At 43.8% G+C, this 14,111-nt stretch carries 11 protein-coding genes and 1 pseudogene; 2 read left to right on the top strand and 10 right to left on the bottom strand.

Annotated features, from left to right (window positions below):
- Nucleotides 1-83: 83 nt before the first annotated feature.
- On the bottom strand, nt 84-1,649 hold the full coding sequence (locus ACQY1X_RS17405; RefSeq protein ID WP_002737603.1) for a B12-binding domain-containing radical SAM protein: 1,566 nt from the start codon (nt 1,647-1,649) through the stop codon (nt 84-86).
- Between the two features lie 757 nt (nt 1,650-2,406).
- Between ACQY1X_RS17405 and ACQY1X_RS17400 the strand changes: the two genes are divergently transcribed.
- Entirely contained in the window at nt 2,407-3,507 is a 1,101-nt protein-coding gene (locus ACQY1X_RS17400; protein WP_430013224.1) for an alkene reductase, read from the top strand.
- A gap of 438 nt (nt 3,508-3,945) precedes the next feature.
- On the opposite strand, the gene ACQY1X_RS17395 is transcribed toward ACQY1X_RS17400, so the two are convergent.
- Complete coding sequence (locus ACQY1X_RS17395; RefSeq protein WP_002747899.1) at nt 3,946-4,131, bottom strand: hypothetical protein; 186 nt, start codon at nt 4,129-4,131, stop codon at nt 3,946-3,948.
- Between the two features lie 54 nt (nt 4,132-4,185).
- Between ACQY1X_RS17395 and ACQY1X_RS17390 the strand changes: the two genes are divergently transcribed.
- Nucleotides 4,186-4,587: a fasciclin domain-containing protein gene (locus tag ACQY1X_RS17390; protein ID WP_002736196.1), complete on the top strand. Its 402-nt coding sequence runs from the start codon at nt 4,186-4,188 to the stop codon at nt 4,585-4,587.
- A 385-nt stretch (nt 4,588-4,972) separates the two neighbouring features.
- Here the strand turns inward: ACQY1X_RS17390 and glgB are convergent, their stop codons facing one another.
- The 8 genes and pseudogenes from glgB to ACQY1X_RS17350 form a co-directional block, all read right to left on the bottom strand.
- Nucleotides 4,973-7,252 carry a 1,4-alpha-glucan branching enzyme gene (gene glgB / locus ACQY1X_RS17385; protein WP_002737827.1) on the bottom strand — a complete coding sequence of 760 codons (2,280 nt, stop codon included), beginning with the start codon at nt 7,250-7,252 and terminating at the stop codon, nt 4,973-4,975.
- A gap of 371 nt (nt 7,253-7,623) precedes the next feature.
- Complete coding sequence (locus ACQY1X_RS17380) at nt 7,624-7,872, bottom strand: TatA/E family twin arginine-targeting protein translocase (RefSeq protein WP_002735474.1); 249 nt, start codon at nt 7,870-7,872, stop codon at nt 7,624-7,626.
- 104 nt (nt 7,873-7,976) lie between these two features.
- Entirely contained in the window at nt 7,977-8,171 is a 195-nt protein-coding gene (psbH, locus tag ACQY1X_RS17375; protein ID WP_002736544.1) for a photosystem II reaction center phosphoprotein PsbH, read from the bottom strand.
- A gap of 668 nt (nt 8,172-8,839) precedes the next feature.
- Nucleotides 8,840-9,064 (bottom strand): hypothetical protein, encoded by a 225-nt coding sequence (locus tag ACQY1X_RS17370; RefSeq protein WP_002736478.1) that lies wholly within the window; start codon nt 9,062-9,064, stop codon nt 8,840-8,842.
- 413 nt (nt 9,065-9,477) lie between these two features.
- On the bottom strand, nt 9,478-9,744 hold the full coding sequence (locus tag ACQY1X_RS17365) for a hypothetical protein (protein WP_002737355.1): 267 nt from the start codon (nt 9,742-9,744) through the stop codon (nt 9,478-9,480).
- A 585-nt stretch (nt 9,745-10,329) separates the two neighbouring features.
- A pseudogene (locus ACQY1X_RS17360) lies at nt 10,330-11,053 on the bottom strand (WD40 repeat domain-containing protein); the annotation flags it as partial.
- 69 nt (nt 11,054-11,122) lie between these two features.
- Nucleotides 11,123-12,955, bottom strand: a complete 1,833-nt coding sequence (locus ACQY1X_RS17355; RefSeq protein ID WP_430013223.1) for an S-layer homology domain-containing protein — start codon at nt 12,953-12,955, stop codon at nt 11,123-11,125.
- Between the two features lie 31 nt (nt 12,956-12,986).
- Complete coding sequence (locus tag ACQY1X_RS17350; RefSeq protein ID WP_012266550.1) at nt 12,987-13,391, bottom strand: hypothetical protein; 405 nt, start codon at nt 13,389-13,391, stop codon at nt 12,987-12,989.
- Nucleotides 13,392-14,111: the final 720 nt, after the last annotated feature.

Here is a 14,111-nt window from a genome sequence, read left to right as displayed (position 1 = left end):
GGAGAATCTCAACTCAGGAAAACTATCGTACAAAAGAAAAATTCGCCAAAATGTCTGCATTGACTGTTTGTCGGTGCTATTGTCTAGCTTTTGAGCGTTTTTTCCAGCTGGGCTACCCTTGCTTTCTGTTGCTTCAAATCGGCTAGTTGTTTTAGTAACTGTTCTCTTACTTCATAGCGATAGGCAAAAAAATGCTCACCTATCCCTAGGGTTGCTAGATACTCTTCTAGCAGACGGGGTTTGACCCAGGCAATCACTGCCAGTTGCCACCAGAAACGGAACCGCGTCGGTCGGACAATCCCCTGCCGCCAGAGCAAGGAACGGAACAATTGCCACTGTTGCCAATCTAATTTACGGTTCGATTTGCCGCGCCATCCCCCCATGATCATGAAATGGTTGAAGGTTCGTTTCAGGTAGTTAACAGGATCGTAGATTTCCCAGAAAGCGTCGATGTATTCTTCGGTAATCTCTTCCACCGGGCGAGTTGGCTCAAAGTTCATCATGGCTCCCTGATGGACAGTGCCCATGCCATCTACCAGACGACCTTCCCGTTGCAGGCGATTCCACAGGGCGGTATTTTTCAGTGCCTGGAGCAGGCTAAACTGCCCCTGGGGAATACTCGCCTCCATAATAAAATCTTTGATCCGCTGCCCTGCGCCTGGTTTCTCATTGTCAAAACCGATAATGAAGCCAGACATAATCTGCAGCCCCATGCGGGTAATTTTGTGACAGGATTCGATCAGGGATTGGCGGGTGTTTTGAACCTTGTTAATGCCCATTAAGCTATCGGTATCTGGTGTCTCAATCCCCATAAACACCAGCATAAAGCCGGCCTTGACCATTAACTCGATCAGTTCGCTGTCTTCAGCCAGATTAAGGGAAGCTTCCGTAATCAGTTTAAAGGGATACTGGTGTTGTTCCATCCAGGGGATCAACTCCCGCAGAAACACCTTGGCATTCCGCTTATTGCCAATGAAGTTGTCATCCACAACAAAAATGTAGCGCCTCCAGCCCAGTTGATATAACGTCTCCAACTCAGCCAACATTTGTTCTGGGGTTTTGGTGCGCGGTTTGCGGCCATAGAGGTTGATGATGTCACAAAATTCGCATTGAAAGGGGCAACCCCGAGAAAACTGCACGGTAATCGCCAGATAGGCATCCAGATCTAGTAGATCATAGCGGGCGATCGGTGTCATGGTGACATCGGGTTTCTCACTGGCTCTAAAGACACCACTCGGTTCACCCCGCTCCAGGGCTGCCAGGAACAGCGGGATTGTCAGTTCTCCTTCATCCAGAATCAGGTAATCTGCTCCAGCTTTTTGGGCAACTTCTGGATAGGAGGTGGGGTAAGGCCCGCCCACCGCCACTTTTTTACCCAACTGCAACCCTTTGGCAATCAATTCTTGAAAGTCCTTTTTCTGAATGATCATGGCGGAGATGATGACCAAATCGCACCACTCCCAATCGGAAGCCGTTTCTAATCGGACATTGCGATCAACAAACCGGATTTCCCAATCCGATGGTAACAGGGCTGCCACCGTAATTAAACCCAGAGGCGGATTGGTTGATCTTAAACCGGCTAGATCTAAAGTCTCTTGATAGGACCAAAAGGAGTTGGGCATCAGCGGCCACAGTAATAGGGCTTTCATTCAGGTGTCTCCAATGAAGAAGCTAGATGCTTTACATACTAGCCACAAAGCCCAAGTCGATCAAGACTTTTTTTTACTCATAAATTAGTTCTAAATATAGCATTTCCTGTTCACAAAAGGTACATTGTTGAGGTTGAAAAGCTTAATCAGCAAAGGTTTAACTGTGCCACACAGGTGTGAGAACTGCTATAAATTATGAAAAAATAGCTATTTTTTGGAGATTAGCACAATTAAATGAATGATGCTTGCTAAAAACTCCTGTTTTCCCATTTTTATCAATGCAATGTAGAGGCTGTTTGCCTCTTTTGGGTATTTTTGGGTAAGTTTACTAAAAAATGCTGATTCTGAAAAACCCTCTTAAAATTCGCAAGCACCGAATAGTAAGGGTTTCGTTTCAGTCACTAGGAAGTCTATTTGATCGGTAAAACACCAGTTACTAGACATCTCGACAATGACTATTTCTGGTCAGATAAACATAAGCGTAATTACACTATTTTATACCGAACCATCATGACTTAACTACCAGAAAATATAGTTTCTGTCTCTTTAATTTTGGATGATGAATAAATTAAATAACTTGTAATTATAGTCAGATTTATGACCAATATTAATTATATTCAGCTAGTTGATCCGATTAATTCTCCTCCCTTAGCAGAGGAACAATCTCGCAGATGGCCAGTCAATCATACTTGGGTGCGATTGTCTGGTTTTAACTAACTGCGGTAAAATTAACCTAAACTCTCTATCGGCAAATTCGATGACTTCCTTCACTACTTCCCTGGCTCTTTTAAGTCAATTTAAATTGGGAGATTTAAACTTAGAAAATCGTCTTGTGCTTGCTCCCATGACGCGAGCGCGAGCCGGAGAAAAACGTCTTGCTAATGAGATAATGGCCGAATATTACCGGCAAAGGGCCAGCGCCGGATTAATGATTACAGAAGCGACGGTAATTTCTCCCCAAGCTAACGGTTGGCAAAATACCCCCGGTATCTACACCGATGAACAAGCGCAAGCATGGCAAATAGTGACAAAAATCGCCCAAAGAAAAGGAACACCAATTTTTTGTCAATTGTGGCACTGTGGTCGCGCTTCTCATTCTAGTTTTCAGGAAAATGGCGCTTTACCCGTTGCCCCTTCCGCAATTAAGATTAAGGGGGAGTTGCATACACCCATCGGCAAACAGCCCTACGAGACCCCTAGAGCCTTAGAAACCGAGGAAATCGCCGCAATTGTCGCCGATTACCGTCAAGCCGCTCAGAGGGCAAAATTAGCGGGGTTTGATGGCATAGAAATTCACGGGGCCAATGGTTATTTAATCGATACTTTTCTACAATCTGTTACTAATCAGCGTCAGGATAAGTACGGTGGCAGTTTGGCAAATCGCTATCGTTTTTTACAGGAAGTAGTCGAGGCAATTTTAACTGTTTTTCCCAGTCATCGGGTGGGGGTGCGTCTGTCTCCCAATGGGGTTTATAATGACATGGGTTCCGAGGATTTTCGAGAAACTTTTCTCTATGTTGCCCAAAGATTAAATGAGTACAATTTAGCTTATTTGCATCTGCTAGATGGCTTGGCTTTTGGTTTTCATGAAAAGGGTAAACCGATGCTTTTATCCGAGTTTCGGGCTGTTTTTAATAGTGCTTTAATCGGCAATTGCGGTTATACAAAAGAAACTGCTGAAGCCGCTATTCAGTTAGGAGATGCGGATTTAATTGCTTTCGGTCGCCCCTATATCAGTAATCCCGATTTGGTGGAAAGATTCGCCAATAATTGGCCTCTTAATCCCGATGCTGAGATGAAGGATTGGTATTCTTTTGACAAGGAAGGTTATATCGATTTTCCCAGTTATAAACCCTAGTTAAGTAGGTAGGCGTTAAAAATTATCAGACACCCTCCTATCCCTTATAGGCATCTTTCTTAACAATTTTTTCAGTAAGCACTCCAACCCTTATCCTGACTTGATTTCAGTTTTTTCTTTGTTTTGTAAGGGTGTCAACAAGGAATATTACAAATTGTTAACCGAGTCTTGAAAGCCTTGTGCTACAAGGGTTTGAAATGTTAAGAAAGATTTGACTAAAGGACAGCAGGCAATGGTGACTATTTGCCCGAATAAACCCGCTAAAACTGAGACTATGGCTAAACTTAAGAACTCTTGGCTAAATCCCAGAAAACACACCTATTTTACTCGCAACGAAAAAACCGGGAAAAAAATCAAAGTCACCCAAGAGTTACCCAGTTTTAAGGCATTAGGTAAGGATGGCCTATGTCGGTTGCTATTTTATGAGACTAGGCTACTTTACCAACTTTTGACACACAATTTAGTAAAGTGATCTTTGGGACAAGATGGCTCTTCTGGTTTCTGTGTGGAAACGAAGCCTATACTGATAGTTTCTTCGGCAAAATAGTCGTAAAAGTCTTTCTCCGTCAACATTTCACGATTCCATAAGCAAAAATTATCACACAAAGTCGAGAAGAGCCACAAGATTGAGTTTAAAATCTGAAATAGATAATTTTTTTAAGGGATTGAGTTAAGTTTATGGCAGATATTGTCGATATTGCGGTCAGTGCCGATAATTTTAAAACTCTAGTGACGGCGGTACAAGCGGCTAATCTTGTGGATGCCCTAAAAAGTCCTGGCCCCTTCACGGTTTTTGCCCCCACCGACGAAGCTTTTGCCAAATTGCCCCCCGGGACGATTACAACCCTAGTGCAGAATATCCCCCAATTAACCCGAATTCTCACCTATCACGTCGCTGCGGGCAAATATATGCAGGAAGATTTGGCAAAATTGGCTGTAGTGACTTCTCTAGAGGGTTCACCGATTCCCGTCGATTGTAGCGAAGGTTTTGAGGTGAAAAATGCCACGGTGGTCGCGGGTAATATCGAGGCGGATAATGGTGTGATCCACGTCATCGATACGGTGATCCTGATGGGTTAGTTTTTGACCATCTTTTGCCCGGTCTGCATCTAGGGCAAATCTGTCTTATTTAGTAACTAAATATACAGATACTTTTGCCTGTTTATGGTTCCAATGCTCGCCAGAGGAAAATGCCCACTTTCTGCACTTTCTTGTCTGTACCTGTTCAGACTAAATCCTGTTATTAAAGACTGATTATCTATTGATCCTTTTGCCTATTACATGAGTAGAAAACGGGTTTCTCCGAGAAACCCGTTTTCTGTGCGTTACTCAACGGATTTAGTATTAGCCATCTCGACAGTAATGGCAGCTCAGTTATCAGTTATGAGATGTTAGTTTTCAGTTCACTGATTACTGTTTACTGGACGGCTACGCCGTGCCTTTGGCAACACTGAAAAAAGCTTACCTATTCCCCAGAAGCATGAGGACCGATTTTGAGAACTAAAACCCCTAAAGGTGGTAAACAGAGATCGATCGAGTAGGGACGGCTATGATAGGACCATTCCTCCGACCATTTACCGCCAAGGTTGCCCATATTACTACCGCCATATTTACCCGCATCGCTGTTAAAGATTTCCTGATAAAAACCGGGATGGGGTACACCAACGCGATAATGGCTGTGGGGTTGGGGAGTAAAATTACAGACCACCACCAGAAACTCCTGCCAATTTTTGCTCCAGCGCAGGAAAGAAACGACGCTATGACTATTATCACTACAGTCGATCCACTCAAAGCCATCCTGACCAAAATCCTGGGTATATAAAGCAGGTTCACTCTTATAGGTGGCGTTCAAATCTGAGAAAAAGCGTTTTAGCTGTTGATGGGGTTGATGCTGCAAAAGACCCCACTCCAAATCACCCCAAACATTCCACTCACTCCACTGGCCAAATTCCATGCTCATAAACATGGTTTTCTTGCCGGGGTGGGTAAACATATAACTAAATAATGCCCGGACATTGGCAAATTTTTGCCACTCATCCCCCGGCATTTTGCCAATCATATTACTTTTGCCGTGAACCACTTCATCGTGGGACAAAGCCAGCATATAATTCTCGCTGTGGTTATACCACATACTAAAAGTGACATTATTTTGATGGAATTGACGGAACCAGGGATCCATGCCGAAATAATCGAGCATATCGTGCATCCAGCCCATATTCCACTTCAAATTAAAGCCTAAACCGCCCATATAGGTAGGCCAGGACACCATCGGCCAAGCGGTGGATTCTTCGGCAATTGACAGAATTCCGGGGAAATAGCTAAAAATTACATGATTGACTTGACGCAGGAATTCGGCGGCCTCTAAATTCTCCCGGCCACCGTACTCGTTGGCCACCCATTCCCCATCTTTACGACAATAATCGAGATAGAGCATAGAAGCCACCGCATCCACTCGAATACCGTCAATATGGTACTTATCGAACCAAAATAGGGCATTAGCCACCAGGAAATTTCTGACTTCGTTGCGACCGTAGTTAAAAATTAAGGTTCCCCATTCCTTGTGTTCCCCTTTGCGCGGGTCGCCGTGTTCATAAAGATGAGTACCATCAAAGAAAGCTAACCCGTGGCCATCTTTGGGGAAGTGACCGGGGACCCAATCCACTAGCACACCAAGGCCATTTTGGTGACATTGATCGACAAAATACATAAAATCTTCAGGATTGCCGTAGCGACTGGTGGGGGCAAAATAACCCGTCACTTGATAACCCCAAGAACCATCAAAAGGATGCTCGGCGATCGGTAATAATTCGATATGGGTGTAACCTAATTCTTTAACGTAGGGAATTAGTTTTTGGGCTAACTCGTAGTAACTCAAAAAGCGGGCCCCAGTGTTCCATTCCGACACGGGAACCGCTTCTCCTTCCCCGGAAAGTAAACGGGGTGGTTCGGCGCTAGAAGCGTGCAGCCAAGAACCGAGGTGTAATTCGTAAACGGAAACCGGTTGAGTTAAAGGATCGCTATGGCGGCGTTTTTCCATCCAATCGCTATCATCCCAAGTATAGCTATCTAAATTGGCCACGATCGAGGCGGTTTTCGGGCGTACTTCTTGGGCAAAACCGTAGGGATCAGATTTTTCGTAAATATGACCTTCCCAATTTTTGATCTCGTATTTATATTTAGTGCCAACACCGATTTCCGGGATAAACAATTCCCAGACCATATTATTACGTTTCCGCATTTGGTGATCACGACCATCCCAGTTATTAAAATCACCAATAATCGAGACATTGCGAGCATTAGGAGCCCAAACGGCAAAATAAACCCCTTTAATACCCTCGATTTCGGCTAAATGCGCCCCTAATTTTTCATAAATGCGATGATGGTTGCCCTCCCCAAACAGGTGTAAATCAAAATCGCTAAGTTTGGCAGAACGGAAGGCATAGGAATCATAGATTACCCGTTCCTGTTCTCCCTCGTGGATGCGTAATTGATAATTGTTCAGTTCACCGATATCGATAACGCACTCGAAAAAATGGGGGTGATAAGCGGTCGTCATGGGATATTCTTGTCTTTGGGACGGTAAAATAACCCAGGCGGCCGTGGTTTTCGGTAAATAGGCTCTAACAACCCATTTATTGACTTTTCCTTCTTCTTCTAGGGGATGGGCCCCCAAAACCTCAAAGGGATCGTGATGGAGGTTGTTGACGATTTGATGGACTTGTTCGGGGGATACCACTATAGACATTCATTTACCACTCTTGACATCTACAATACTTATAGCAAGGAAATAGTCATTTTTTCCCTGCCTTCTGGGAATTCTCAAACTAATGATATATTCTGCCTACTTAGGGTCTGCTGAAAAAGTTTTTCGTGGGGGTAGGGTGTGGGGTGTGGGGTGTAGGGTGCGGGGTGTGGGGAAGTGGGAAGAATAAATAAAATAATCTCCTGTCTCCTGACGACCGACGACCGACGACCGACTCCTGACCCTAACAACAATTTTTGATTTTTACAAGAGGTCTATGGTAAAACTGCCAATTTAATCTCGATTTGGTCATTCTCGATGTTAATCTAGCGGATAGCCTCGAATTTGACCTACTCTACATCTCTACAAAGTTGTCAACTGGAACGAGTTTGATCCCTAGTAGATTGACTTTCTTCTAATTCAGCTTTGATTTTTACCGAGTCTTCAATCTGCTGGGCCTCTCGCTTAAATTCACTTTCAAATTCCTTGGATGCTTCTTGAAATCCTCGAATAGTTTTGCCTAAACTGCGACCGATTTCTGGTAATTTCTTCGGTCCGAAAACTAGCAGGGCAATCAAGAGAATTAACCCCATTTCTGGCAATCCAATCCCAAAAATATTCATGTGTTTGCTCCTAATAAAAAACTTGCGGTGGGCAATAACCCACCTGCTAAAGTCCGAGAGACAATTCTGCGGCCAAAAATGCCGACAAGATTGTTGGAATCTGCTTACTGACCCCAATCCACATTAAATCCTTCTAAAATTAGGGAGGAGTTGTAGATCTGTAAAATAATCAGCAAAAAGACTAAAAACAGAGCCATAAACACTCCCATCAGCAAGGTAGTTCCCCAACCGGGAGAAACTTTACCATATTCTGAGTTGAGGGGACGAAGGATTTCACCTAAGCGTGTACGCTGTGCCATAAGTTACCAAGAAAGATCTGTAAATGATAATTTTGTATTGATCCGTAATTTGACGAACTGCCAACTGGTCAACCCAGTGAGATAAAATCTACTGCTGTTTCCAGTGGAACTTTTTTGGTTTAATTCCTAACGGAATCGTTTTTCGCCTGCCCTGCCACGCCCACAAGAATCTGCAAGCGCCTACAGTACGGGAATTATTCTAACATTGTTTGGTAATCTTCTCAGGATTTAGGAGATGGTCAATAGGGACTGACAGGTGTAGGTATTTTACAACTAAGAGGAAGGGGAGTAGTAAAAAGCATCAACGGGGGTGAGAGGGAAAGAACTTCAACGTTGACATCCTCGCCGCCCTAAAAGTGCGGCGATTCCTAAACCTCACGATTTAAGTTTCTGCTTCCACCACCGTCGCATACCACAGTTAAAAAACCATGTACTGTCTTACACAGAGTCCACAGACTTTCGCCCCATTTCAGAAGCCCGATTCCGTGTGTCCCACGGTACGTTGACCGCCTATAGCTTCTTGTACTTGTTGCGCGCGACTTTTTACCCGGCCAAGCTTTTCTGGTCGGAACCCCCTAAGCCTAGTTTTCAAGGTGCTGCGCCGTCCACTTGGTTTTCGAGACTGGCCTTTTAATTCTAACGTAAAGCCAACCTAGAACGGCGGGGTTTCAGACCCAAAATTTCCGATGAAGGTGAATCGACAAACCTTTCAGTAAATCAGCAACTAGGGTAATAGAACCCAGAAGAAAACAAGAAAGCTGACGTAAGGGTTTGAGGTGGAGAGTTTTACTAAAGACAGTATGTTGGGGGGGAAGTTGCTCTAAATTGGGTTCAGGAGATTGATTTTCCGCTTCTCCACCCAGCATAACCGTCCAGAGAGTGGCTACAGCCATAGCTAACCAAAGGCATTCGGCACGCTGTGGGTCAAGCAGGCTTTGTGTTTTGCCATTGCCAGCCGTCGGAGGGGAGTGGGTTTTGAAAGTTCGATTGGGAGTTTTATCATCTTATTCCATATTACCGAAGCAAAAAGCAAGCCGGCTGTACGGTCGTTAGGGAGAATAGCCTATCACCACAAGGCAAAAACCTTACTGCGACATGGCATCCCACAATTCGCTGAAAACCATAACTATACTTGCATTAGGGAACGCACCCTACCAGAGCTGATATTTGAGTAAGCCAGACAGGAGCCAGAAAAAGATATTTATCAGAAAAGTCATGATCAAGCTAGAGGTTTAAAGACTGATCGGGTTCCAATTATTTTTATTAATAAATATTTTACATAATTCATACCAGGTAAGCAAGAGAGCTACGCCACTACTACCGAATCATTACCAGCGGCAGCAACGTTGTAGCCAATTTTGATCCCAAAGAGCCGAGAATGGGGGTGTTTCTCGCTCAATAAGTCAGCAGCGTGTAAGCCATTTTCATCAACTTTGTAGTCACCTGTTTCAATGTCAATGATGACCATCTTGCCAATGTTTTCTTCAACTTCCACCTCTTGGCGGATTCTGCTTTCGTACAGTTTCTCTGCACGTTGAGCAACTTCTTCACGGCTTAAAAGGATTGCTTGCATATACTAACTCCTGATTACGATTTGACTTCTGGAGACCTCTCTATAATATCTCATACTAAATCCGGGTAATAGATAATCAGTTTTCAATAACCGGATTTAGTATAAAGCTCTTCTGGGACTCTGGCAAAAGTCTTACAGTCTCTAAACTCTAGCTCTCTTATGGGGTAAGCCTTCAAGCTATCGCTAACTAACAGAAACCCGAAATTTGAGTTTTTATTAGAAAAAAAGTTAGCGATCACTTGTCAACCAAGGGTTTCAGAATCTGGATTCGGTCAGGAATTTCCGAAAGTCCCAGAAGAGCATTATAGCAGTTCTCACACCTGTGTGGCACAAGTTAACCTTTGCTAATTAAACTTTTCAACATCGATAATGTACCTCTTGCGAACAGGAAACGCTATAAATTGCTGCGTTACGCTTTGGCTAACGCACCTACGATTTATGTTTATGTTTGTGGCTAAATTGACAAAAGTTGCTCAAAATATAGCCTTAACAAGATAAATCGGCCTATTCCTAGTTAAGCTGAGTTGAGGATAAGCCGAAACCCTAATTTTACCCTAGCTGGTTAGCTCTATTCTTTCGTGGAAGTCATGGCAAAATCTCCTTAGTCCGATAATTCTTTGTACCAATCCCATCACACAAATGCCTATCTTCCTCCCTGACATTAATATTATTCTGCAAATAAACCCGCACCCAATCGCAACTACGCCTCATTAAAGCATCTAAATTCAATAAATTCGAGTCTGTTTCTACCTTCCAGAGTTTGATAAGTACCTAAGCAAAATTAATTACACATTTCGATAAAGCTTTTGCCTCTTGCCTATTGCCTCTTGCCTGTCTTCACTAGGAAATTTATTTTGCATGACTACTTAGTGTTGTCCCAACTACCGCTCACCAAAGTCTTGCCGTCGGGACTAAAATTAACGCTATAGACATAGCTATCATGCCCCTTGAGGGTGCGGATTTCTTTGCCTGTTTCTACATTCCAGAGTTTGATAGTCTTGTCAACACTACCGCTCACCAAAGTCTTGCCGTCGGGACTAAAATTAACGCTTCTGACACGGCTATTATGCCCCTTGAGGGTGCGGATTTCTTTGCCTGTTTCTACATTCCAGAGTTTGATAGTGTTGTCCCAACTACCGCTCACCAAAGTCTTGCCGTCGGGACTAAAATTAACGCTATAGACATAGCTATCATGCCCCTTGAGGGTGCGAATTTCTTGGCCTGTTTTTACATTCCAGAGTTTGATAGTGTTGTCCCGACTACCGCTCACCAAAGTCTTGCCGTCAGGACTGAAACTGACACTAATAACGTGCCAAGTCCGTATCTTTGAAATACTTGTGAAATCAGAGTTTTGAAAAAGTCGCACACGGTGTTACTTTTATTTACCCCATTCCGACTCACAATAATCAAACCTTCTTTTGTTTTCTTCATACTCCTCAACCGTTCCATAACCTTGTTTCCAATTCCTATCTCTTAGGAGTTGGTAACACATTCTCCCTCTCTCATGAATTTTGCTTGTCCTCGCTTGTTCTTTCGCGGACTCTACTTGTTCTTTCGCGGACTCTATCTCGTACTCTAGTTGTCGTTCAAGGTTATTTATTTCTTTTCGCTTTTCGGCGTTCTGCCATTGAATCAATATACCCAAAGCTAAAATCAAAATCGAACCTCCTGCTAGTACATAAACATAAACAGTCTGTCGTCTTACACGTTCTCGCCGCCTTTGTTCTTTGTCTCGCAGTTTTACACTTACTTGGATATAAAATAGCTCCCCTTCGCTCAAATCCTCTGGACGTTGTTTCAGCTTCTCTTCTGCCTCCGCCAACGCTGTACCCCGCAACAATCTGCTTTCATCCCATCCAGTTACGTCTCCATTTTCTATCTGTTGCCATTGATACATTCCTGCCCTTAATCGCTCTTGCCAAGCGCGAAAAACCCTGTCTGTATCCATCCAGCCCCGCAATTCCCCCCAATTGCGAATCAATGCTTCATGCACCACTTCCACCGTCTCCACCTGTGCCTCTTCACTGCGACTGGTGACAACTAAACGCGCATCCGCCAGTTGTTTCACCAGCGCCCAATTTACCGCCCCTAATTCCGCTTTTGTCGCCAGCCGCCGCGTATCTTCTGTGCCTTCCCCTGGGCGTACCAATTGGATGAAAATGCGCCGCACCTCTTTCCGTTGCGCCTCACTCAGCTTGTCATATTCTTCATTGGCATGGCGGGCCAAAGCACCCTGCACTTCGCCAATTTCTGTATATGCCAGATGGGTTAATTCTTTGCCCTGTCGCCGCTGCCACAATTCCGTTAAGGCAAACTCTAGTAATGGCAAATTCCCCGGCTCACTCTCCACATCATCGAGGATGCGTTTCACCAGTCCCGCTTCCAATGTCACCCCCAATTTTTGCGCCGGTTTTTCAATAACTTCTGTGAGTTCTTCTCGGTTCATCGGCCCCAATTTCAAGTCAGTATTTTGTAAGACATCGGCAAAGGGACGATAGGAAAGAGCATTCCCCAAGAAATCCGCCCGCATAGTTAATACCAACACCATTCCTACCCTTTCAAAGGGGAATGTAGTTAATTTATCGAGAAAATTACGACGGATTGTTTCATCAGGACAGAGGGTATAAAGTTCCTCAAATTGGTCGGCAATTACCAGCACCCGTTCACTGGGATAATTCTGTTGGATTTGGGCAACAACGTCAGCTAGAGGAATGTCGCCATCACGCAAATAATTGGCTAACTGACGCGCTTGGGCGAGGCGTTCTGTCTCATTTAGATTAGTTGTATAAAGGGGAACTAATGCCAAAGCTAGGGCATGAAAAGGGTCAGAACCGGGACGAAAATGGGTAAACTGCCAGTGACCTTCTTGTTGCAATTTAGGGACTAATCCCGCAAAAACTACCGAGGATTTACCACTTCCCGACGCACCTAATAGGGGGATAAAATTACGGGTTTGGGTTGCCTGAAATAGGGTTTTAATAAAGCTTTTGCGCCCAAAAAAGTATTCTGCATCTCCTGGCCCAAAATGAAACAAGCCACGATAGGGACAGGGCAGATTATCATCGGCAACATCGGCAGAATCAGCAGGGGCTATTCTTGCTTCTTCTCGATAATAGTAATTGGTAATCGTGATGGTTGCATTGCCAGTCCCAGAGGTAGCAGCATATTGAGCTTCTGTAATATTTTGTTGAATTTCGCTTGGTTCTGACATATCAACCATCCTGATTAATTAAAATACAGTCTCAGTCATCCTTAGATGTGCCATGCTCGGTGATGCCGCTAATACTAGCATTACCCGTGCCAGAGGTAGCAGCATATTTAACATTACTGATATTTTGGGTGATAATTTGTTGTCCACCGGGTTGTTCTTGGAGCTTGTCTAGTAAATCTTGGGCTAATTTAGTGATTTCATTATCTTTATCAACCCCGGCTTCGACAATTTTATCTTTTAACAAACCTTCAGCTTTCTTGATATCCTCTGGTTTTGCCTCTACCATTGCCTGTGCTAAAGCATCATTAGCAAACTTACGCTTAATCAAGGTTTTCAAACCTTGATATGTATCTTTAACGCCTTTTTCCGCCGTATCTTTAGCCGCAGCAACCGCACCGGCAGTCAAGGCGGCGATAATCAGAGAAACTGGTTCCATTGTTTGATACTCCCAATAAAATATTGCTGATTCAATCTTAGATCAAAACAATTTTTAATAGTAAGCCAAATCGCAATCAGCTAGAGAACTGGAATTTTACGGCCAAGGCACTAAGCCTTAAAATTATTACTAAGTACCTAAGCAAAATTAATTACACATTTCGATAAAGCTTTTGCCTCTTGCCTATTGCCTCTTGCCTGTCTTCACTAGGAAATTTATTTTGCATGACTACTTATGTAGGTAGGCGTTAAAAATTATCAGATACCCCCCTTATTAAGCTATCCATTAGTCGGATCTTTCTTAACAATTTTTGCAGTAAGCACTCCAACCCTTATCCTGACTTGATTTCAGTTTTTTCTTTGTCAGTAAGGGTGTCAACAAGGAATATTACAAATTGTTAACCGAGTCTTGAAAGCCTTGTGCTACAAAGGTTTGAAATGTTAAGAAAGATGTGACTAAAGGACAGCTTATTAAGGGGGGACTAAGGGGGGATCGGCACCCCCCTTATTAAGGGGGGACTAAGGGGGGATCGGCACCCCCCTTATCAAGGGGGGCAGGGGGGATCGGCACCCCCCTTATTAAGGGGGGACTAAGGGGGGATCGAACCTAAAATCGATTTTTAATTTAATTATAACCAGCTACTTATGCAAAAATCTTAGCCGAAAAAGCCAAACAAGGGTTTTCCCTGTGGATGGGGTTTATCAGTTATGGGATTTGAGT

The sequence above is a fragment of the Microcystis protocystis FBCC-A270 genome (assembly GCF_050500235.1).
Classification (GTDB): Bacteria; Cyanobacteriota; Cyanobacteriia; order Cyanobacteriales; family Microcystaceae; genus Microcystis; species Microcystis ichthyoblabe_A.
The sequence above is the reverse complement of the archived record's forward strand: the minus strand, read 5'-3'. Positions and strand labels throughout refer to the sequence as shown.

Excerpts from the sequence above, each read along its gene's own strand:
- ACQY1X_RS17405 (WP_002737603.1), bottom strand. The coding sequence starts at position 1,649 with ATGAAAGCCCTATTACTGTGGCCGCTGATGCCCAACTCCTTTTGGTCC.
- ACQY1X_RS17400 (WP_430013224.1), top strand. The coding sequence starts at position 2,407 with ATGACTTCCTTCACTACTTCCCTGGCTCTTTTAAGTCAATTTAAATTG.
- ACQY1X_RS17390 (WP_002736196.1), top strand. The coding sequence starts at position 4,186 with ATGGCAGATATTGTCGATATTGCGGTCAGTGCCGATAATTTTAAAACT.
- glgB (WP_002737827.1), bottom strand. The coding sequence starts at position 7,252 with ATGTCTATAGTGGTATCCCCCGAACAAGTCCATCAAATCGTCAACAAC.
- ACQY1X_RS17380 (WP_002735474.1), bottom strand. The coding sequence starts at position 7,872 with ATGAATATTTTTGGGATTGGATTGCCAGAAATGGGGTTAATTCTCTTG.
- psbH (WP_002736544.1), bottom strand. The coding sequence starts at position 8,171 with ATGGCACAGCGTACACGCTTAGGTGAAATCCTTCGTCCCCTCAACTCA.
- ACQY1X_RS17370 (WP_002736478.1), bottom strand. The coding sequence starts at position 9,064 with ATGGCTGTAGCCACTCTCTGGACGGTTATGCTGGGTGGAGAAGCGGAA.
- ACQY1X_RS17365 (WP_002737355.1), bottom strand. The coding sequence starts at position 9,744 with ATGCAAGCAATCCTTTTAAGCCGTGAAGAAGTTGCTCAACGTGCAGAG.
- ACQY1X_RS17355 (WP_430013223.1), bottom strand. The coding sequence starts at position 12,955 with ATGTCAGAACCAAGCGAAATTCAACAAAATATTACAGAAGCTCAATAT.
- ACQY1X_RS17350 (WP_012266550.1), bottom strand. The coding sequence starts at position 13,391 with ATGGAACCAGTTTCTCTGATTATCGCCGCCTTGACTGCCGGTGCGGTT.